Origin of the sequence: Rhizobium sp. N731, assembly GCF_001664145.1 — a bacterium.
In the GTDB taxonomy this organism is placed as follows: domain Bacteria; phylum Pseudomonadota; class Alphaproteobacteria; order Rhizobiales; family Rhizobiaceae; genus Rhizobium; species Rhizobium esperanzae.
This window is the reverse complement of the sequence record NZ_CP013601.1, coordinates 1,552,945-1,571,999: the sequence shown is the minus strand read 5'-3', so window position 1 is coordinate 1,571,999 and position 19,055 is coordinate 1,552,945. Positions and strand designations below refer to the sequence as shown.

Sequence of the window (19,055 nt, the reverse complement as noted above, 5' to 3'; positions counted from 1 at the left end):
GGAGAAGGGGATATGCCGCAACCTCTCAGTCCCTCTCCCGCGTCTCGCAGGGCACGTCCCCTCTCCCCGTTTTTACGGGGTGAGGGTTAGGTGAGTGGCAGTGGTTTGTTCAACTTATCCAGCCGGTTGCACACATCCACTGTTGCGGCATCAGCCCGCGAGAACGGCAAGCAACAGCAGCGCAACGATGTTGGTGATCTTGATAGCCGGGTTGACGGCGGGGCCGGCGGTATCCTTGTAGGGATCGCCGACGGTATCACCGGTGACGGAGGCCTTGTGCGCATCCGAGCCCTTCATGTGACGCACGCCGTCCTTGTCGACGAAACCGTCCTCGAAGCTCTTCTTGGCATTGTCCCAGGCGCCGCCGCCCGAGGTCATCGAGATAGCGACGAAGAGGCCGTTGATGATGACGCCGAGCAGCGATGCGCCGAGGGCTGCAAAGGCCGAGGCCTTGGACCCGGAGATCAGAAGCACGCCGAAATAGACGACGACGGGGGCAAGCACCGGCAGCAGCGAAGGCACGATCATCTCGCGGATGGCGGCCTTGGTCAGCAGGTCGACGGCCTTGCCGTAATCCGGCTTTTCCGTGCCCTGCATGATGCCGGGCTTCATCTTGAACTGCCGGCGAACCTCCTCAACGATCGAGCCGGCGGCGCGGCCGACGGCTGTCATGGCAATGCCGCCGAACAGATAGGGAATCAGGCCGCCGAAAAGCAGGCCGGCGACAACATAAGGGTTCGACAGCTCGAACGAGATCGTGCCGATATTGGCGAAGTAGGGATATTGGTCGCCGTGCGCCGCAAAATACTTCAGGTCGTTGGCGTAGGCGGCAAAGAGCACCAGCGCGCCGAGACCGGCCGAACCGATCGCGTAACCCTTGGTCACCGCCTTGGTGGTGTTGCCGACGGCGTCGAGCGCATCCGTCGACTTGCGCACTTCCGGCGGCAGATGCGACATTTCGGCGATACCGCCCGCATTGTCGGTAACCGGGCCGAAAGCATCCAGCGCAACGATCATGCCGGCAAGGCCGAGCATGGCGGTGACGGCGATGCCGGTGCCGAACAGGCCGCCGAGCTGATAGGTGGCGAGAATGCCGCCGACGATGACGATGGCCGGCAGGGCGGTCGATTCCAGCGAGACCGCAAGTCCTTGGATGACGTTGGTGCCGTGGCCGGTCACCGAAGACTGGGCGATCGAAACGACCGGACGTTTGCCGGTGCCGGTATAGTATTCGGTGATGACGACGATCAGCGCGGTAACGACGAGGCCGACGAGACCGCAGACGAATAGGTTCGTACCGGTGACGTCGGCGCCGGCAACCGTGCCGAGCGAGCCCCAGCCGACGGTCAGCGAGGTGGCGGCGCCAAGACCGACAATTGACAGCAGGCCGGTGACGATCAGGCCCTTGTAGAGAGCGCCCATGATCGAGCCGTTCGAGCCGAGCTTGACGAAGAAGGTGCCGATGATCGAGGTGATGATGCAGGCGCCGCAGATCGCCAGCGGATAGATCATCGCAGACTGGAGAATCGGCGCGCCGGCAAAGAAGATCGCTGCGAGAACCATGGTGGCGACGACGGAGACCGCATAGGTCTCGAAAAGGTCGGCGGCCATGCCGGCGCAGTCGCCGACATTGTCGCCGACGTTATCGGCAATTGTCGCCGGATTGCGCGGGTCGTCTTCGGGGATACCGGCCTCCACCTTGCCGACGAGGTCGCCGCCGACATCGGCGCCCTTGGTGAAGATGCCGCCGCCGAGACGGGCGAAGATCGAGATCAGCGAGGCGCCGAAGCCGAGCGCCACCAGCGCATCGATGACTTCGCGCGAGCCGCTCTCATGTCCGAGCCCGACGGTCAATATCGTGTAGTAGATGGAGACGCCGAGCAGCGCGAGGCCCGCCACCAGCATGCCGGTGATCGCACCCGACTTGAAGGCGATGTCGAGGCCGGCGGAAAGGCTGGCGGACGCCGCCTGGGCAGTGCGCACATTGGCGCGGACCGAGACGTGCATGCCGATGAAACCGGCAGCACCTGATAGTACGGCGCCGATCAGGAAACCGATGGCGGCGGTGGCGGAGAGAAGCAGCCAGGCAGCGATAAAAACAACGACGCCGACAAGCGCAATGGTTCTGTACTGGCGGGTCAGATAGGCCTGAGCGCCTTCGCGGATATAACCCGCGATCTCCTGCATCCGGCTATTGCCCTGATCGGCGGCAAGCACCGACCGGGTTGCCCAGGCGGCATAGACCACCGAGAGCAGACCGCATGCGATTACGCATAAAAGAATGGTCATTTCGCTCTTTCCTCCCATAGGCCGGAGCTCACTCCTTCTCCGGCAGATACGCCGCCGACTCGCCTTCCTCTCCACAGAATGCACAGCTAAGCGGTGCGGAGATTGCGTGGTCGATCACGTGGCGTCAAGCCCGCAAACCATTGCGGTACGAAGAAAGACGTAGGGAGATGTTCGGCGGCTAAAGAGTTACTTCTTCGCCTCGCCGCGGACCTGCTTGGCGATGCGGTCGAGCACGGCATTGACGAGCTTCGGCTCGTCGTCATCGAAAAAGGCTCGAGCGATCTCGACATATTCGGTGACGATAACCGCCACCGGGACGTCTTTGCGATCGAGGAGTTCGAAAACGCCGGCACGCAGGATGGCGCGCACCGTGCTATCGAGGCGCGACAGCGCCCAATCATCCTGCAGCGCTGCAGCAATCAGCGGATCGAGGCGGACCTGATCACGCACGACGCCGGAGACGATGGAACGGAACCAGGCGGCATCGGCCTTCAGATAGGTCGCGCCGTCGAGTTCCTGGCCGAGACGGTGCGCTTCGTATTCGGCGACGATTTCCAGAACGCCGGTGCCGCCGACATCCATCTGGTAGAGCGCCTGAACGGCCGCCAGGCGGGCAGCGCCCCGCTGGTTCGCAGTCTTGACCGGCCGTTCCGTCTTGTCGTCGTTCATTCGTTATGCACCCAGTTTCTGCTTCAGCGCGATCATCGTCAGCGCCGCACGAGCGGCAAACCCGCCCTTGTCCTTGTCCGAACGGCGGGCGCGCGCCCAAGCCTGTTCGTCATTTTCCACGGTCAGGATGCCGTTGCCGATGGCAAGGGATTCGCTGACTGCCAGATCCATCAGAGCGCGCGAGGATTCGTTCGATACGATATCGAAATGGTAGGTCTCGCCGCGAATGACCATGCCGAGAGCGACATAGCCGTCATAATGCGTGCCGCCATTGTCGTCCCCATCGAGTGCCATGGCAATCGCTGCCGGAATTTCCAACGCGCCGGGAACGGTGACGACCTCATAGGTGGCCCCGGCTTGCTCGAGCGCAAAGGTCGCGCCTTCGAGCAGCGCGTCGGCCATGTCGTCATAGAAGCGGGCCTCGACGATCAAAATATGGGGAGCGGTCTCTCTCGACATTGTTTACCTTCGGTTTGCGGGACTTTTTCCACTCGACAGCCCGCGGTCAAAACATGCCTTCATCGGAATGGCAAGCACTTTCGGCCGGTGCCGCAAATGCGAAAGAGGAAATATCGACAAGGGGATAGCCGAAACATCACTGCCGAGCCGGCGAAGCCTTCGAAATCCGCTTTTCCGGAAGCGCGGAAAACGGCAATTCGAAGGCTGTTTTCATGAAGAATTTTTAATGCGTTTTCAGTGGCTTAACCTATTGAATGGCGAAAACGGCACCGCCAATTCCTTATCGTGACGCAGACGATCCCCTGCACGACAGCCGACCGTCAAAGCAGATGAAAGGATTAAATCATGAACCGCATTGTCACAATCACCATCGCCGCAGCCCTCTCCTCCCTCGCATTTGCCGGCGTCAGCCGGGCCGAGAGCTTCGGAATGAACTCCGCCCAGGGCATCGAGCAGACGCTCAGGACCTTCCGGGGCAATGACTTCAATGTCGAGCAGGTTCGCAACTGGCACAATCTGGACGACGAAACGACAGGTCCGCGCTCGGCCCCGGAACGCTCCAGCCAGGCGATACGCGGCATCCAAGCCTCGATCGATGCCAACAGATCACTTGCACACCGTCTGAACAATGAGGGCGTCGATGTCCGCAACATCGTCAATGCCGAACAGGCGGCGGATGGAAGCGTGACCTTCTACGTCCGCTGAGGTCACAACCTGCTGCAAGCAACAGAGCGTCCGGCGCGTCCATCCGAAGCGCGGCGTTCGAAGCATGGGCGGCGGTCTCCTCTCCGCCCATGCCGAGGATTTTCCAGGGTCAGCGCCCCATCGCCATTGAATTTTCCGGCAAGATGATAGCTTCTCTTCCTGCAACAGGAGGACATCATGGCGGCGGAATCGAAAGCGGTCATCAATATCGCTGATCTCAAGCTCGACCACTGGAAACAGGGCGAGTTCTACGAAGGCGCCGACGTCTCGTTCGGCGTGCTGCTCGGCCTGGCGGGCCTCGGCATCAGCTACAATGAGGTTCCATCGGGCAAATCGAGCTGCCCCTTCCACAATCACCACGTCGAAGACGAGCTATTCTACGTGATCGCAGGCACCGGCGAATACCGCTTCGGTAGCGAGCGCCATCCGGTCCGGGCCGGTGACGTGCTCGGCGCACCGGCGGGCGGGCCGGAAACGGCGCACCAGCTCATCAATACCGGCACAACCACGCTCATCTATCTCGGCATTTCGACGATGGCGAAAACCGAGATCGTCGAATATCCCGATTCCGGAAAGTTCCTCGCCAAGACCAACAGGAACACGACAGCAACCGGGCGCTTCCGCCATATTGGAAGGACCGAAGGCGATCTTGACTATTGGGACGGCGAGCCCGGCGCCTGAACGCGATTTCCACAAGGACCCATCGTGATCGACATACCCACCCTAGAAACGGAGCGGCTGACGCTTCGCCCTCACCGTCTCGACGATTTCGAGGCGCATGCGGCGCTGTGGGCGGATGAAACCGTCGTTCGCTTCATTACCGGTGCGCCGTCGACGCGCGAGCAGAGCTGGAGCCGCATGCTGCGCATCGCCGGCATGTGGCACCATATGGGTTTCGGCTTTCTGGCGATCCTGGAAAGGGAAAGCGGCAAGTTCATCGGCGAAGCTGGATTCCTCGAAGCCCGGCGCGATATGGAACCGTCGATCGAAGGAACGATGGAGATCGGCTGGGCGCTGATGCCCGCAGCCCATGGTCGCGGTTATGCCACAGAGGCGCTGACGGCTCTGATCGGCTGGGCGGAAGCGCATTTTCCGGGAACGCCGATGAGCTGCATCATCTGTCCCGAGAACCACGCCTCGCTGCGCGTCGCAGCCAAACTCGGTTTCCGCGAGATGGTGCGCACGCAGTATAATGGCGAGGTCATTCAGTTTTCCCGTTAGGAAATTCCGCCAGCCGGGCAGCATAACGCGCCATTGTGTCAACTTCGAAATTGACGAAATCGCCGGCCTTGCGCTCACCCCAGGTGGTGACGTCGAGCGTATGGCGGATGAGCAGGACGTCGAAATCGGAGCCGTCGACCGCGTTGACGGTCAGCGAAGTGCCGTCGAGTGCGATCGACCCCTTGGGAGCGACGAATTTCGCCAGATGTTCGGGCGCACGCAGGCGATAGCGGGTGGCGTCACCCTCCGATGTCACCGAGAGGATTTCCGCCTTGCCGTCGACATGGCCGGAAACGATGTGGCCGCCGAGTTCGTCGCCGATCTTCAACGACCGTTCGAGATTGATGCGGCTGCCTTCCCGCCAAGTGCCGATCGTCGTCAACCGCAGCGCCTCTTCCCAGGCTTCCACCTCGAACCAACGGCCATTGCTGCCTTCATCAGGCAGGCCGGTCACGGTGAGGCAGATGCCGGAATGGGAGATGGACGCGCCCATATCGATGGTCGCAGGATCGTAACTTGTTGCGACGCGGAGCTTGATGCCCTCCTTCAGCGGGGAAACGGATTCGACTGTGCCGACATCGGTGACTATTCCGGTGAACATCAAAGCTCTCTCTCGTATTCGTCCAGGCGATCGTCGCCAAACGTTCGCGTGTCCATATGCATGAAACCGGATGGTATGTCGGTTGCCTGCAACGGGGATTCAATACCGCCCTTACCGATGACGATAGGCGACTGGTAAAGCTGGATACGGTCGACAAGGCCGGCGTCAAGGAAAAGCCGGGCAGTCTTGGCGCCGCCCTCGACAAGAAGCGAGGAAATGCCGCGCGTGGCAAGCGCCGGCAGCAGGACCTCGGGGTGATAGGGATTGCAGTAGACGATTTCGACACCGGCGGCTTCGAGCGCAGCGCGGCGGGAATTTATGACGGAGGGGTCAGTGGGTGGGGTACCCCCCTTTGCCCTGCCGGGCATCTCCCCCACAAAGGGGGAGATTGGCTGGGGGTTAGCTCCCTGCCCTACATCTTCTGTTGCTGGTGATGCTGAATCTGCTTGGGACGTCGGATCGCGCTCCTTGCCGATCTCCCCCCTTGTGGGGGAGATGTCCGGCAGGACAGAGGGGGGTAATCCCTCAGCATCCGCCGCCAACGGGGAAACTTCCTCGCTCGCCACCACGATGACCGGCACCTCCCGCGCCGTCTGAACCAGCTTGCTCGTCAGCGGCAATGCCAGCGCGGGATCGAGCAAGATGCGGATCGGCGACTGGGCTTCGAGCCCCGGGGTCCGCACCGTCAGCAGCGGGTCATCTGCTACAGCGGTGCCGATGCCGACCAGGATCGCATCGGTTTCGGCGCGCAGCGCCTGCACCTCTGCGCGAGCCTCCGGACCGGTGATCGCCACCTGCCCGGCCCCCTCACGGCCGATCATGCCATCGGCGGAAACGGCAAGCTTGAGAGTCACATAGGGGCGGTTCTTCGTTTGGCGGGTGAGATAGGCGGCCAGCGAACGCCGGCCCTCCGTCTCCAATACGCCGGCATCCACCTCGATGCCGGCTTGGCGCAGCATGGCGATGCCGCGGCCGGAGACGCGCGGATCGGGATCGGTGACGCTGATGACGACGCGGGCCACGCCATAGGCGATCAGCGCCTCGGCGCAGGGCGGCGTCTTGCCGTGATGCGAGCAGGGTTCGAGCGTCACATAAGCGGTAGCGCCACGGGCGAGTTCGCCGGCTTCGGCGAGCGCCTGCGGCTCGGCATGCGGGCGGCCGCCGAGCGCCGTGACCGCGTGGCCGACAATGATGCCATCTTTGACGATCAAGCAGCCGACAGAAGGGTTGGTGGCAGTGCGGCCGAGATGCTGACGCGAGAGGTGGATCGCAGCCGCCATGAAACCTTCGTCATCCGCCGTGACGCTCATGGCTCATCTATCCAGCGGGTCGCGGGCGATCTTGGCGTTGATTTCGGAAATGACCTTCTCGAAATCCTCGGCAAGCGAGAAATCCCGGTAGACCGAGGCGTAGCGCACGAAGCCGACATCGTCGAGGCTCTTCATCGCTTCCAGCACCTGCAGCCCGATCTGCTCGGAGGAAATTTCGGTCTCGCCGGAACTTTCGAGCCGGCGGACGATGCCGGAGACGGCGCGCTCAATGCGATCCCGCTCAACGGGGCGCTTGCGCAGCGCCACTTCGAAGGAGCGCACCAGTTTGTCGCGATCGAAGGGCACCTTGCGGCCGGTCTTCTTGATGACCATCAGCTCGCGTAGCTGAACGCGCTCGAAGGTGGTGAAGCGGCCGCCGCAATCCGGACAGATACGCCGCCGGCGGATGGACGTATTGTCCTCCGCCGGACGCGAATCCTTGACCTGGGTGTCTTCCGAACCGCAATAGGGGCAGCGCATCGCTACTCCTTACCCCATGTAGCCATACATGGGGAAGCGGTCTGTGAGGTTGACCACTTTGCCGCGCACGGCGGCTTCGACGGCGGCGTTGCCGTCATCGGAATTGGCGACCTTGAGGCCGTCGAGAACTTCGACGATCAGGTTGCCGATTTCGCGGAATTCGGCCTCCTTGAAGCCACGCGTCGTGCCGGCCGGTGCACCCAAACGCACGCCTGACGTGACGAAGGGCTTTTCCGGGTCGAAGGGAATGCCGTTCTTGTTGCAGGTGACGTAGGCGCGGCCGAGCGCTGCCTCGGCGCGCTTGCCGGTGGCGTTCTTCTTGCGCAGGTCGACGAGCATCAGGTGGTTGTCGGTGCCGCCGGAAACGACATCGAGGCCGCCTGCGATCAGCGTTTCGGCAAGCGCCCGGGCATTCTTGACGACCTGGGCGGCATATTCCTTGAATTCCGGCTGCAGCGCCTCGCCGAAGGCGACGGCCTTGGCGGCAATGATGTGCATCAGCGGACCACCCTGCAGGCCGGGGAAGACGGCCGAATTGAACTTCTTGGCCAGATCCTCTTCATTGGTGAGGATGACGCCGCCGCGCGGGCCGCGCAGCGACTTGTGGGTCGTCGTCGTCGCGACGTGGCAATGCGGGAACGGCGACGGATGCTGACCACCGGCGACAAGACCGGCGATGTGGGCCATGTCGACCATCAGATAGGCGCCAACCGAGTCGGCGATCTCGCGGAAACGCTTCCAGTCCCAGATACGGGAATAGGCGGTGCCGCCGGCGATGATCAGCTTCGGCTTGTGCTCTTCGGCCTTGCGGGCGACTTCATCCATGTCGAGCAGGTTGTCGCCTTCGCGCACGCCGTAGGAAACGACGTTGAACCACTTGCCGGACATGTTGACCGGCGAACCATGCGTGAGGTGGCCGCCCGAATTCAGGTCGAGACCCATGAAGGTGTCGCCCGGCTGCAGCAGCGCCAGGAACACGGCCTGGTTCATCTGCGAGCCGGAATTCGGCTGAACGTTGGCGAAATTGACGCCGAACAGCTTCTTGGCGCGCTCGATCGCCAACTCCTCGGCAATGTCGACGAACTGGCAGCCGCCGTAATAACGCTTGCCGGGGTAACCCTCGGCATATTTGTTGGTCATGATGGAGCCCTGGGCTTCCAGCACGGCGCGGGAGACGATGTTCTCGGAAGCGATCAGTTCGATCTCGTGCCGTTGGCGACCGAGTTCCTTTCCGATCGCGCCGAAGATCTCCGGATCGACGTCCGCAAGCGAGCGATTGAAGAAGGATTCGGTGGAAGCATTGGTCATGGGCGGGCTCCTCAACTGGAATGCGCTGAGGTATTAGCCTTCCGCTGTGGCAAGGGCAATACGAAGAACGACATTTGCTGAGCAAACAGCGCGCTCCGGTCATTTTGCGACAGCGCGGCACCGATGAATGGTGGCCAGATGACGCAGCCCCTCCCGGCATAAAAAACCGCGCCCGAAGGCGCGGTTCTCAAAATCACAATGCTGGGATCGCCGCTTACTGAACCGGCTGTTCCATGCCGGCCGTGGTGTCGAGCGCGAGCTCGGCATTGCCATCCATCTGATAGATGTCGTCGCGGAACTGGACGATGCCGTCGGGCATGCCCCAGGCGGAGATGTAGACGAAATAGACGGGAACTTCGGTGGCGAGCTTGATTGGCGTGTTGACGCCGCTTGCGATCACCTGCTCCATCTGCTGGCGGCTCCAGCCCGGCGTCTCGCGCAACAGCCAGGTCGACAGGTCGCGCACGTTCTGAACGCGGACGCAGCCCGACGACTCGAAACGCATAAGCTTGTTGAACAGGCCCTGCTGCGGCGTATCGTGCATGTATTCGCCGTTCTTGTTGTAGAAGTTGATCTTCGTCGACGCCATGGCGTTGATCTTGCCCGGGTCCTGGCGGAACATCAGGTTCGGCGCCTCGCCGTTCCAGTCGACAGTCTCCGGAGAAACCTCGTTGCCCTTGCCGTCGATCAGGCGGATCGCGTTCTTTTCCAGATAGGTCGGATCCTTGCGCATCAGCGGCATGATGTCCTTTTCGACGATCGAGCGCGGCGCGGTCCAGTATGGGTTGAGGATGACTTCGTAGATCTTCGAGTTGACGAGATGCGTCGGGCGGCTCAGACGGCCGACGACCGCGGTGTGGCGGGTGGCAACGCTGCCGTCTTCGACAGCCTCGACATAGGCGGCCGGAATGTTGACCATCAGATGGCGGCGGCCGAGATCTTCCGGGAAGGTCTGCAGGCGGACCAGGTTGGTGTTGAGTTGCTGCAGGCGGACATCGGCCGGAATGTTCATCGCCTTCAGCGTGAACTCGCCGAGAACGCCGTCGGACGGCAGGCCGTGACGCGCCTGGAAGCGCTTGACGGCGCCGTCGACATAAGAATCGAAGGCGTTCGACATGCCTGCCTCGCGCGGCAGGTCGCCTGTGATCGCAAGGCGCTGGCGCAGCGCCTGGACGGTGGGAGAGGAAACGCCGAGCTGCAGGCGCTGATCACCGGGATTGACTTCAGGCCAGCCGCCGGCGGCCGCAATCTGCTGATACTGCATGATCGCCTGCTGGGCACTGGCGACCGACTGGGGACCGAGGATCGGCGTGTTGGAAACGACGGCGGTCGCCGTGCGGGAAGCCGCCTTGGCATCGAACTGGTCGTCCCAGTTGCCGCGGCGCGGCGCGTTGATCAGCGTATCGAGCGCCGACTGCGCCAATGCCGGCGCGGCCATCGCGCTGGCGCCAATCGTTGCCGCGGACGCAAGGAAAGCGCGGCGCGAGAGAGCTTCATTTCCGTTTTTCTTCGACATAGTCCCAACCACTGAATGCCGCATGCAAGGAAGCGCGGCGCTTTGCGATATCACTGCGCCGTAACGCAGATCCCTATCCATTCGTTCTCCCGGCACATCGGAATATTCCGCCCGTCGCATCACAATATTGCGATGCGAAAGTCTGAACGTTCCTGGTCCATTGAAAGCGCCGGTTGCTAACTTCCGCTGCCACACCAATATGGCCAATTCGTGTTGCCTGGACCGCAGATAGCTGCCGATGGCCGAGTCATCACGCAACGAACCATGTGACGAGGTAAATCGTGCCGGTTAATAACGGCTAAAAAACGGCTTGAATACCGGCCCTTACGCTTGGCCGCCATGCGTTGCAAAGATGCCACGCGGAGCGCAAACGGCAAAACCGGACGCGCAGGGAACGCATCCGGTTTTCTTCAACCCTGAAAGGAGGTCGAGGGTCTTAGAGGCGATACATGATCGAGTCGTTCCAGAAGCGATCCAGGCGCTGGAGCAGCTTGTTCATCTGGGTGAACTCGTCGGTGCCGATCCCGCCGACCTTGTCGATCGAGGCGATGTGGCGTTCGTAGAGCTTGGCGACCGTTTCGGCTATGTCCTGGCCGGTTTCGGTCAGGCTGATGCGAACCGAGCGGCGGTCGATACGGGAGCGCTGGTGGTTGATGAAGCCGAGGTCGACCAGCTTCTTGACGTTGTAGGAAACGTTGGAGCCGAGATAGTAGCCACGGGAGCGCAGCTCGCCGGCGGTCAGCTCGGAATTGCCGATGTTGAAAAGGAGCAGCGCCTGGATGGCGTTGACGTCGCTGCGACCCTGACGGTCGAACTCGTCCTTGATGACGTCGAGAAGACGGCGGTGAAGACGTTCGACAAGATGAAGGGATTCCATGTAAAGATCACGGATGCCCTGATCCTGTTGGTCACGGAAGTTGGATACCGCCTGCGGCTTGATTTTCGTGTTCATATTGACTGCCTCACTGTTTGTTTGGCGGTGTCGTTTTCTTCCCGCCTTGAGTGAGACCCTATCGAATACATATAAAATTCGACTTAAACCGCAGGCTTAATGGAGCCTTACCGGAAACTCCACGTTGTCTCAGGGTAAATCAACACTTACCTGGCGGCGGTGCCGGCGCTTTTCCAGCCAGAGCAACAGGCGGAAAATGCAGTAGACCGCGGCGACCATGAGATGCAGCAGGATGATCAGCTTGTTGGACCCGAAAATGTCAGGCAGCAGACCATACATCAGGATCTGCCCGCCTGCGGCCAGCACCCAGATAACCGGCCCCCATGAGACGGTGAGCCAGAGGCCGAGCGAGGCGACGGGAAAAAGCACGGCAAGGCTGGTGCTCGCCACCTTCCACGGCAGGCTCAAAAGATCGAAGCGGCCGGCGCCGACCAAGGAATAGCCGACGAGCATCGCCCAATATTGCAGCCCGAACCAGAAGCAGGATACGGCCACCAACCTCAGGAAGAGGATGAAGAGAAGATCCGCCAGAGTGCGTTTCGGTATTGTCGGGGAATCGGTTTCCATGGCGCAAACATCGGTTCGGGATTGGATCGTTACAAGCAGTTTTTCCGCCGCGGCCAATCGTCCGGTTTGGATTTTCCGGGCGCCATGATAATGAGCGCTCCGATAAATGGAATGGGCCAGGGATAGATATCATGCAGGATAAGACGCATCTCGTCGACGACATCACCGGCCATCGTCGCATGCGGCGCAATCGCAAGGCAGACTGGACGCGCAGGCTGGTGCAGGAGAACCGGCTGACGGTCGACGACCTGATCTGGCCGATCTTCATCGTGCCGGGCTCCGGTATCATCGATCCGATCCCCGCCATGCCCGGCGTCAACCGTATGAGCATCGACAAAGCCGTCGAGGCCGCGCGCGAAGCGGCCGACCTCGGCATTCCGGCGCTGGCGACCTTTCCCAATATCGAGATGGAGCTGCGCGACGAGACCGGCTCGAACAGCCTCGAGGCCAACAATCTGATCAATCAGGCAACAGTGGCGATCAAGAAAGCAGTGCCCAATATCGGTGTCATCACCGACGTTGCGCTCGACCCCTTCACCAGCCATGGCCATGACGGCATTCTGCGAGACGGCGAGATCGTCAACGACGAGACCGTCGATCAGGTGGCGCGCGCCGCCGTGATGCAGGCCGATGCCGGCGCCGACATCATCGCCCCATCGGAGATGATGGACGGGCGCATCGGCGCCATCCGCATGGCGCTCGATGCGGCCGGCCACCAGGGCGTCGGCATCATGAGCTATGCAACGAAATTCGCGTCCGCCTTTTACGGCCCCTATCGCGAGGCGATCTCCACGGGCGGGCTGCTGAAAGGCGACAAGAAGACCTATTATATCGACCCCGCCAACGGCACCGAGGCGATCCGCGACGCCGCCCTCGACGTCGAGGAAGGTGCCGACATGCTGATGGTCAAGCCCGGCCTGCCCTATCTCGACATCTGCTGGCGGATGAAGGAGGCCTTCGGCCTGCCGACCTTCGCCTACCAGGTGTCCGGCGAATATTCGCAGATCAAGGCAGCGGCGATGAACGGCTGGATCGACGGCGAGCGCGCGATGCTCGAAACGCTGCTGTCGTTCAAGCGGGCGGGATGCGACGGCATCCTTACCTATTTCGCGGTCGAGGTGGCGAAAATTCTCGCAAAGAGGTGATTTCGGGGCGAATGATTGTATTTCGCCCCGCCGACACCATATCAGCGGCGTCGCTTTTGCGAGAGGAGATTGAGATGAGCTACAACCCCAATCCGCTTTATGCCGCACCGGAGGACTGGCGCGCCTATAGCGGCGTGTTGAGCCGCCGTGTCTTTGCCTTCATCCTCGATTACCTCATCGTGGCGCTGCTGTGCATTCCCGCCGCGATCGTTCTGTTCTTCCTGTCGATCGTCACGCTCGGCCTCGGCTTCTTCCTCTACCCTGCCCTCTTCGTCATCGTCGCCGGCCTTTACTTCGGCCTGACGGTCGGCGGGCCGAGCCAGGCTTCGCTCGGGATGCGGGCAATGGGGATCGCGATCGTGCGCGTCGATGGACGGCCGATGGATTTCCTGACGGCGATCGTGCATCTGGCGCTGTTCTGGATCCTCAACTCGGTGCTGACGCCGCTCATCCTGCTTGCCGGCCTGTTTATCGAGCGCAGCCGTCTCATCCACGACCTCCTGGTCGGCACCGTGACGGTGCGCACTGCCTGAGACCTGCCTGCCTGAGATCCTGGCGGAGACGAAAAAGTCTCCGCCTTCCCCTGTACCGGGGATGACGACGCTCCATATCCAAGATTAGAAGACTGAAATGTACGGCGAAGGCCGCCGCGCTGTTGACGTTTTCTATTCTTAGGTCATGCTGTCAGAAAACGGCACTGTCTCGACAAGGAAATTTCCGCGACACATGAATACGCAGACGACGCCATCCCCGCAGTTTTATCTGACGGCTCCGGCTGCGTGTCCGTATCTGCCGCATGAGATGGAGCGCAAGGTCTTCACCCATCTGGTCGGCCCGCGGGCCGCCGAAATGAACGACATCCTCACCCAGGGCGGGTTCCGCCGCTCGCAGAACATCGCTTACCGTCCGGCCTGCGAATCCTGTCGCGCCTGCGTTTCCGTGCGGATTCTCGCTCAGGAATTCGAACCGACGAAATCGATGAAACGGGCGCTTGCCGCCAACTCCGACGTCATCGCCACCGAATTCGCAGCCCAGCCTTCCAGCGAGCAATATTCACTCTTCCGGCGCTACCTCGATTTCCGTCACCAGCAGGGCGGCATGTCCGATATGACCGTGCTCGATTATGCGATTATGGTGGAAGACACGCATGTGAACACGCGAATCATCGAATACCGCCGGCGCGAGGAAGGCTCCGGGCTGGAAGAGCGGCCGAAGGGTGAGCTACTTGCCGCCGCACTGACCGACACGATGAGCGACGGGCTGTCGATGGTCTATTCCTACTTCAATCCGTCGCTCGAGCGTCGTTCACTCGGCACATTCATGATTCTCGACCATGTCAGGCGCGCGAAAGCGCTCGGCCTGCCGCATGTCTACCTCGGCTATTGGGTTCAGGGATCACGGAAAATGGACTATAAGACCCGTTTCCAGCCGCAGGAGCATCTGACCCCGCGCGGCTGGGAGCGTTTCGACCCCTCCTCCATGCCCGAAAGCACCCACGACTGAATGTTCCCCACTGCTCTTTCCGAACATTGGAAAGGCCTGTTGCTGACGGCGATCGGCGGGCTGGCGCTTTCCATGGATATCCCGCTCGTCCGCCTTGGCGACGGCGACATTTGGTCGATTCTCGGAGTGCGGAGCGCAGCAACGGTTGTCTCCACGCTCGTCATCCTCGGAGCAATGCGCCTTGTTTCGGGCAAGTGGCCGGTGCTCGTTCCAGGGCGACCCGGTCTGATCGCCGGTCTGCTCTACGGTCTCTCTTCCCTCACCTTCGTGCTGGCCGTCTTCAACACGGCCACCGCCAATGTCGTCTTCATCGTCGCCTTCAACCCAATGTTCGGGGCTCTTCTTTCCTGGATTTTCCTCAAGGAGAAGCCCCCGGCCGCAACGTTGATCGCCATGCTGTTCATGATCCTTGGCGTTGGATTGATCGTGAGCGGAGGACTTTCCAGCGGCCATGTTTTTGGCGACGCCATGGCGCTTCTCAGCGCGCTTATTCTTGCCGCAGCCATCACCGTCGGACGGGCCTCGCGCCGGCAAATGGGCTTCGTGCCGCTGCTTGCCGCCATCCTGCCGGCTGTACTCGGCCTCACGCAGGCTCTGCCCTCAGGGCTTTCTATCGCCCATCCCGGCTGGATCCTCTTCAACGGCGCCATCGTGATGCCGGTCGCCTTCTGGTGCCTGGCGACCGGGCCACGTTATCTGTCCGCGCCTGAAGTCGGCATGTTCTATCTCTTGGAAACGGTGCTCGCGCCGATCTGGGTCTGGCTGATCTTTGCCGAAACGCCCGTAACGACGACGCTCGTCGGTGGCGGCATCCTCACGGCGACAATCGCAGTGCATTCCCTCTGGATGGCGCGACGCAAGAGCGCCAGGCAAGTCTCGTGATGTGACGTTGTCGCCTGCTCGGCGCAGGCACCTTCCCGCGGCCGGCCGATGCATAAGGCCAATTACGGTTGCGACCATGTCATCGACTCGCCGCCGCATAGCTTTGGCCTTGCCCGCAAGCATGCATTCGTCGACGGCAACAAAAGCATCGAGATCGTCGCCGCCGGTGTATTCCTGCTCGAAAATGGCTAAGAGATTGAGACCACCGATGCCAATCTCTAGGCTTTCGTCCTTGGCGTCGCCGCCGAAGAGATGGAGGAAGAAGGCGCGACCAGCTTTCTGCGTGACTTCAGCGTGCCGCTCAACCGGTAGCCTTCAACTGCTGCTGTTCCAGTTCCCTGCCGAGCGCTTCGACGACATGCGCCCAGCCTTTCCGTGTTTTCTCCTCGTGTGCGGCCCATTCGGCGCACATTTCATGGGTCAACGTCAGGCGGCTGCCGCCGCCGAGAGGCTCGATGTCGATTTCGACGCGATCGCAATTGTGGTCGTGCTCCTCGACGGAAAAGCTGAAGACCATGCGTTGCGGGCGCTTCAATTCCAGGAAGACGCCCTGATGAAAGGCGTCGCCGGTCGGGCGGCGGTCGACGACGAAGAAACGTCCGCCGACGCGCGGATCGATGTCGGCACGGATGACGTGACCATCATCGGTCGCAAACAGGAAGCGGCGGGCAATTTCGGGGTTGAGCCAGGCGTCGTAGACCACAGCGGGCGGGGCCTTGTAGGTCTGGCTGACATGCAATTTGATGGTGCTGGCGGGCATCGATTTTCCTCCGGTAGGGGCACGCGCGCCTTCCCGAAGCGCAACGAACCACAGCCGTTCCGTCCGCCCACGCAACCGGCCTTCTCTTATTTTTGATAACAGCAATGAGATAGAGAAGTTCCCGCGCCCGCCAAGAGCCGAGCGCGCAATTTAATTCGTTACAAAATCAAGGCGTTACGGCAAGTCCTTTGTGCGCCTGAACAGACACGCGGCGCTGTAAAGCCTCAGCCCGCGAATTTGCCGCTGCGCGGGAAGCCCTTCGGCACGGTGCGGCCGGCGCTGGCGCGGTCGCCCAGCCATTCGGCGAGCTCGTCCTTGTTCTTCGTGAAGGTGCGGCCGGCGCTGTCTTCCCAGACGAGGCCGTCTGATATCGCGAAGCAGCGGACGTCGGAAATGCCGCCATCCTTGTAGCGCTGCAGGCGCACGCCCTTGCCGCGCGACATTTCCGGCACCTGCGCGAGCGGGAAGACCAGCAGCTTGCGGTTTTCGCCGACGACGGCGACATGATCGCCGCTGACGGGCACCAGCAGCTGCGTTTCCTCCGGCAGCGCGACATTCATGATCTGCTTGCCTTTGCGCGTGTTGGCGACCAGCTCTGCCTCTGGAACGACGAACCCGTTGCCGGCCGTCGAGACGATCAGCTGCTTGCGCGTGGGATCGTGGACGAAGGCGGTCAGCACCGCCTGGTCGTTGTCCATGTCGACCATGATGCGCAGCGGCTCGCCATGGCCGCGACCGCCAGGCAGCTTATCGCCACCGAGCGTGAAGGCCTTGCCGCCTGTCGTGACGATCAGGATCTTGTCTGTTGTCTGCGCCGGGAAGGCGACCTTCAGGCCGTCGCCTTCCTTGAAGGTCAGCGTCGCCGTGTCGGCGATGTGGCCCTTCAGGGCGCGGATCCAGCCCTTTTCGGAAATGACGACGGTGATCGGTTCCTTCTCGATCATCGCCTGCTGGATCGCCTCTTCATCCGCCTCAGGCGCTTCGGCGAACTGGGTGCGGCGGCGGCCGACCTCCGTCGCCTTGGCGAATTTCTTCTTCACTTCGCCGATTTCCCAGGCGACCGTCTGCCACTGCTTGTCGTCGGAGGCAAGCAGCGCCTCGATCTCGCTCTTTTCCTTGGTGAGTTCGTCGAACTCCTTGCGGATCTCGAATTCTTCCAGCTTGCGCAAGGCGCGCAGCCGCATGTTGAGGATTGCCTCGACCTGATTGTCGGTCAGATCCCATCGCGCCATCATGACGGGCTTCGGCTCGTCTTCCTCGCGGATGATCCGGATCACCTCGTCGATGTTGAGGTAGGCAATCAGAAGACCGCCGAGGATTTCGAGACGCTTGTCGATTGCGGCCAAACGGAAGCGTGACCGGCGCTGCAAGACCTCGCGACGGTGGTCCAGCCACTCCTTCAGCACCTCGTTCAGCGCCATGACCTTGGGAATGCGCCCCATGGACAGAACGTTCATGTTGAGCGGAAAGCGGCTCTCGAGCTCCGTCAGCTTGAACATCGATTCCATCAGGATGGTCGGATCGACGGTACGGCTCTTCGGCACCAGGACGATGCGGATATCCTCGGCCGATTCATCGCGGATGTCTTCCAACAGCGGCAGCTTTCGCGCGATCAGCAGTTCGGCGATCTTCTCGATCAGCCGCGATTTCTGCACCTGGAAGGGAATTTCGGTGACGACGATCTGGTAACCGCCACGGCCCAAATCCTCCGTCTGCCATTTCGCCCGCACGCGGAAACCGCCGCGGCCGGTGCGGTAGCTCTCGATGATGCTGTCGCGGCTGTCGATGATGATGCCGCCTGTGGGGAAATCCGGGCCGGGAATGAATTCGACGAGCTTTTCGACGGTCGCATCCGGATGTTTGATCAGATGCAGGGCGGCGTCGCAAAGCTCGTGGGCATTGTGCGACGGGATCGAGGTCGCCATGCCGACGGCGATGCCGGAGGAGCCGTTGGCGAGCAGGTTCGGGAAGGCGCCGGGAAGGACAACCGGCTCGGAATTCGATTCGTCATAGGTGTCGCGGAAATCGACGGCGTCCTGATCGATGCCTTCGAGCAGCAGTTCGGAGACCGCCGTCATCTTCGATTCGGTGTAACGCATGGCGGCGGGGCTGTCGCCGTCGATATTGCCGAAATTGCCCTGGCCGTTGACCAGCGTGTAGCGCTGCGAGAAATCCTGGGCGAGACGGGCAAGCGCGTCATAGATCGACTGGTCGCCGTGCGGATGGTAGTTACCCATCACCTCGCCGACGATCTTGGCGCATTTGCGGAAGGCCGAGGTCGGCCTCAGCCCCATCTCGTTCATGGCATAGACGATGCGGCGATGGACGGGCTTCAGCCCGTCGCGCACGTCAGGCAAGGCGCGATGCATGATGGTCGACAGCGCATAAGCGAGATAGCGCTGCTCGAGCGCCGCCTTGAGGTCGACCGGCTGGATGTTGTCGTCGTCTCCGCCGGAAGGCGGCAAAATCTCTTGTCCCATGGGTCCTGACTAGCCCAGAAGTGGCCGGCGGGCAAGGAATCCGGGCCATTGCAGCTGTGGATGAAGTCTTGGCACCGACATCAAAGGATGAGACACACGTTCCGCCGCAATTTGGACTTCGTTTGCCGTTCCTTTCAACAGAAATTTAGAAGTCCGTAAATATAAAGCGGGCCCAATCCGTAGTAGCGTAACTGCAGATTTTAGAACC

At 61.5% G+C, this 19,055-nt stretch carries 20 protein-coding genes; 8 read left to right on the top strand and 12 right to left on the bottom strand.

Annotation, left to right across the window (positions count from 1 at the left end; all coding sequences use genetic code 11):
• Positions 1–150: 150 nt before the first annotated feature.
• The 3 genes from AMK02_RS07750 to AMK02_RS07740 all read right to left on the bottom strand — a co-directional run bounded on the left by AMK02_RS07750 (position 151) and on the right by AMK02_RS07740 (position 3,417).
• Positions 151–2,289 carry a sodium-translocating pyrophosphatase gene (locus AMK02_RS07750; protein ID WP_064806067.1) on the bottom strand — a complete coding sequence of 713 codons (2,139 nt, stop codon included), beginning with the start codon at positions 2,287–2,289 and terminating at the stop codon, positions 151–153.
• A gap of 186 nt (positions 2,290–2,475) precedes the next feature.
• The gene (gene nusB / locus AMK02_RS07745) at positions 2,476–2,958 is read right to left on the bottom strand and encodes a transcription antitermination factor NusB (protein ID WP_064706868.1); all 483 of its coding nucleotides are present in this window, start codon (positions 2,956–2,958) and stop codon (positions 2,476–2,478) included.
• Between the two features lie 3 nt (positions 2,959–2,961).
• A complete protein-coding gene (locus tag AMK02_RS07740; RefSeq protein WP_011424856.1) occupies positions 2,962–3,417 on the bottom strand; it encodes a 6,7-dimethyl-8-ribityllumazine synthase in 456 nt (151 codons plus the stop codon).
• A 345-nt stretch (positions 3,418–3,762) separates the two neighbouring features.
• On the opposite strand from AMK02_RS07740, the gene AMK02_RS07735 reads away from it, so the two are divergent.
• The 3 genes from AMK02_RS07735 (at position 3,763) to AMK02_RS07725 (ending at position 5,343) form a co-directional block, all read left to right on the top strand.
• Positions 3,763–4,122 carry a hypothetical protein gene (locus tag AMK02_RS07735; RefSeq protein ID WP_064801701.1) on the top strand — a complete coding sequence of 120 codons (360 nt, stop codon included), beginning with the start codon at positions 3,763–3,765 and terminating at the stop codon, positions 4,120–4,122.
• Positions 4,123–4,299: 177 nt separating this feature from the next.
• A complete protein-coding gene (locus AMK02_RS07730) occupies positions 4,300–4,803 on the top strand; it encodes a cupin domain-containing protein (protein WP_064801699.1) in 504 nt (167 codons plus the stop codon).
• A 24-nt stretch (positions 4,804–4,827) separates the two neighbouring features.
• Positions 4,828–5,343: a GNAT family N-acetyltransferase gene (locus AMK02_RS07725; protein WP_064801697.1), complete on the top strand. Its 516-nt coding sequence runs from the start codon at positions 4,828–4,830 to the stop codon at positions 5,341–5,343.
• On the opposite strand, the gene AMK02_RS07720 is transcribed toward AMK02_RS07725, so the two are convergent.
• The 7 genes from AMK02_RS07720 to AMK02_RS07690 form a co-directional block, all read right to left on the bottom strand.
• A complete protein-coding gene (locus AMK02_RS07720) occupies positions 5,324–5,944 on the bottom strand; it encodes a riboflavin synthase (RefSeq protein ID WP_064801695.1) in 621 nt (206 codons plus the stop codon). The genes AMK02_RS07725 and AMK02_RS07720 overlap by 20 nt on opposite strands.
• Complete coding sequence (gene ribD / locus AMK02_RS07715; RefSeq protein ID WP_064801693.1) at positions 5,944–7,254, bottom strand: bifunctional diaminohydroxyphosphoribosylaminopyrimidine deaminase/5-amino-6-(5-phosphoribosylamino)uracil reductase RibD; 1,311 nt, start codon at positions 7,252–7,254, stop codon at positions 5,944–5,946. The genes AMK02_RS07720 and ribD overlap by 1 nt, the downstream gene beginning before the upstream one ends.
• 3 nt (positions 7,255–7,257) lie before the next feature.
• Positions 7,258–7,734 carry a transcriptional regulator NrdR gene (nrdR, locus tag AMK02_RS07710; protein ID WP_003547190.1) on the bottom strand — a complete coding sequence of 159 codons (477 nt, stop codon included), beginning with the start codon at positions 7,732–7,734 and terminating at the stop codon, positions 7,258–7,260.
• A 9-nt stretch (positions 7,735–7,743) separates the two neighbouring features.
• The gene (glyA, locus tag AMK02_RS07705) at positions 7,744–9,042 is read right to left on the bottom strand and encodes a serine hydroxymethyltransferase (protein ID WP_064801692.1); all 1,299 of its coding nucleotides are present in this window, start codon (positions 9,040–9,042) and stop codon (positions 7,744–7,746) included.
• Positions 9,043–9,256: 214 nt separating this feature from the next.
• A complete protein-coding gene (locus tag AMK02_RS07700; RefSeq protein WP_064806065.1) occupies positions 9,257–10,558 on the bottom strand; it encodes a L,D-transpeptidase family protein in 1,302 nt (433 codons plus the stop codon).
• 436 nt (positions 10,559–10,994) lie between these two features.
• Complete coding sequence (ldtR, locus tag AMK02_RS07695; protein ID WP_004673822.1) at positions 10,995–11,510, bottom strand: transcriptional regulator LdtR; 516 nt, start codon at positions 11,508–11,510, stop codon at positions 10,995–10,997.
• A gap of 129 nt (positions 11,511–11,639) precedes the next feature.
• Complete coding sequence (locus AMK02_RS07690) at positions 11,640–12,077, bottom strand: DUF6163 family protein (protein ID WP_064806063.1); 438 nt, start codon at positions 12,075–12,077, stop codon at positions 11,640–11,642.
• Between the two features lie 131 nt (positions 12,078–12,208).
• On the opposite strand from AMK02_RS07690, the gene hemB reads away from it, so the two are divergent.
• From hemB to AMK02_RS32060, 5 genes are all read left to right on the top strand, one after another.
• Positions 12,209–13,222, top strand: a complete 1,014-nt coding sequence (hemB, locus tag AMK02_RS07685) for a porphobilinogen synthase (RefSeq protein ID WP_064801690.1) — start codon at positions 12,209–12,211, stop codon at positions 13,220–13,222.
• Between the two features lie 74 nt (positions 13,223–13,296).
• On the top strand, positions 13,297–13,755 hold the full coding sequence (locus AMK02_RS07680; protein WP_064801688.1) for an RDD family protein: 459 nt from the start codon (positions 13,297–13,299) through the stop codon (positions 13,753–13,755).
• 193 nt (positions 13,756–13,948) lie between these two features.
• Positions 13,949–14,725, top strand: coding sequence for an arginyltransferase (locus tag AMK02_RS07675; RefSeq protein ID WP_064801686.1), 777 nt, complete (start codon positions 13,949–13,951; stop codon positions 14,723–14,725).
• The gene (locus AMK02_RS07670) at positions 14,726–15,607 is read left to right on the top strand and encodes a DMT family transporter (protein ID WP_064801684.1); all 882 of its coding nucleotides are present in this window, start codon (positions 14,726–14,728) and stop codon (positions 15,605–15,607) included. It abuts the gene before it with no gap.
• Between the two features lie 48 nt (positions 15,608–15,655).
• Positions 15,656–15,799, top strand: a complete 144-nt coding sequence (locus AMK02_RS32060; protein WP_237358337.1) for a hypothetical protein — start codon at positions 15,656–15,658, stop codon at positions 15,797–15,799.
• A gap of 109 nt (positions 15,800–15,908) precedes the next feature.
• On the opposite strand, the gene AMK02_RS07660 is transcribed toward AMK02_RS32060, so the two are convergent.
• Entirely contained in the window at positions 15,909–16,367 is a 459-nt protein-coding gene (locus AMK02_RS07660) for an SRPBCC family protein (RefSeq protein ID WP_064801682.1), read from the bottom strand.
• A 224-nt stretch (positions 16,368–16,591) separates the two neighbouring features.
• Positions 16,592–18,847 carry a DNA topoisomerase IV subunit A gene (gene parC / locus AMK02_RS07655; protein ID WP_064801680.1) on the bottom strand — a complete coding sequence of 752 codons (2,256 nt, stop codon included), beginning with the start codon at positions 18,845–18,847 and terminating at the stop codon, positions 16,592–16,594.
• Positions 18,848–19,055 lie beyond the last annotated feature (208 nt).

Bases quoted from the DNA above. Each gene is read 5' to 3' on its own strand.
- AMK02_RS07750 (WP_064806067.1), bottom strand. From the start codon at position 2,289: ATGACCATTCTTTTATGCGTAATCGCATGCGGTCTGCTCTCGGTGGTC.
- nusB (WP_064706868.1), bottom strand. From the start codon at position 2,958: ATGAACGACGACAAGACGGAACGGCCGGTCAAGACTGCGAACCAGCGG.
- AMK02_RS07740 (WP_011424856.1), bottom strand. From the start codon at position 3,417: ATGTCGAGAGAGACCGCTCCCCATATTTTGATCGTCGAGGCCCGCTTC.
- AMK02_RS07735 (WP_064801701.1), top strand. From the start codon at position 3,763: ATGAACCGCATTGTCACAATCACCATCGCCGCAGCCCTCTCCTCCCTC.
- AMK02_RS07730 (WP_064801699.1), top strand. From the start codon at position 4,300: ATGGCGGCGGAATCGAAAGCGGTCATCAATATCGCTGATCTCAAGCTC.
- AMK02_RS07720 (WP_064801695.1), bottom strand. From the start codon at position 5,944: ATGTTCACCGGAATAGTCACCGATGTCGGCACAGTCGAATCCGTTTCC.
- ribD (WP_064801693.1), bottom strand. From the start codon at position 7,254: ATGAGCGTCACGGCGGATGACGAAGGTTTCATGGCGGCTGCGATCCAC.
- nrdR (WP_003547190.1), bottom strand. From the start codon at position 7,734: ATGCGCTGCCCCTATTGCGGTTCGGAAGACACCCAGGTCAAGGATTCG.
- glyA (WP_064801692.1), bottom strand. From the start codon at position 9,042: ATGACCAATGCTTCCACCGAATCCTTCTTCAATCGCTCGCTTGCGGAC.
- AMK02_RS07700 (WP_064806065.1), bottom strand. From the start codon at position 10,558: ATGTCGAAGAAAAACGGAAATGAAGCTCTCTCGCGCCGCGCTTTCCTT.
- ldtR (WP_004673822.1), bottom strand. From the start codon at position 11,510: ATGAACACGAAAATCAAGCCGCAGGCGGTATCCAACTTCCGTGACCAA.
- AMK02_RS07690 (WP_064806063.1), bottom strand. From the start codon at position 12,077: ATGGAAACCGATTCCCCGACAATACCGAAACGCACTCTGGCGGATCTT.
- hemB (WP_064801690.1), top strand. From the start codon at position 12,209: ATGCAGGATAAGACGCATCTCGTCGACGACATCACCGGCCATCGTCGC.
- AMK02_RS07680 (WP_064801688.1), top strand. From the start codon at position 13,297: ATGAGCTACAACCCCAATCCGCTTTATGCCGCACCGGAGGACTGGCGC.
- AMK02_RS07675 (WP_064801686.1), top strand. From the start codon at position 13,949: ATGAATACGCAGACGACGCCATCCCCGCAGTTTTATCTGACGGCTCCG.
- AMK02_RS07670 (WP_064801684.1), top strand. From the start codon at position 14,726: ATGTTCCCCACTGCTCTTTCCGAACATTGGAAAGGCCTGTTGCTGACG.
- AMK02_RS32060 (WP_237358337.1), top strand. From the start codon at position 15,656: ATGCATAAGGCCAATTACGGTTGCGACCATGTCATCGACTCGCCGCCG.
- AMK02_RS07660 (WP_064801682.1), bottom strand. From the start codon at position 16,367: ATGCCCGCCAGCACCATCAAATTGCATGTCAGCCAGACCTACAAGGCC.
- parC (WP_064801680.1), bottom strand. From the start codon at position 18,847: ATGGGACAAGAGATTTTGCCGCCTTCCGGCGGAGACGACGACAACATC.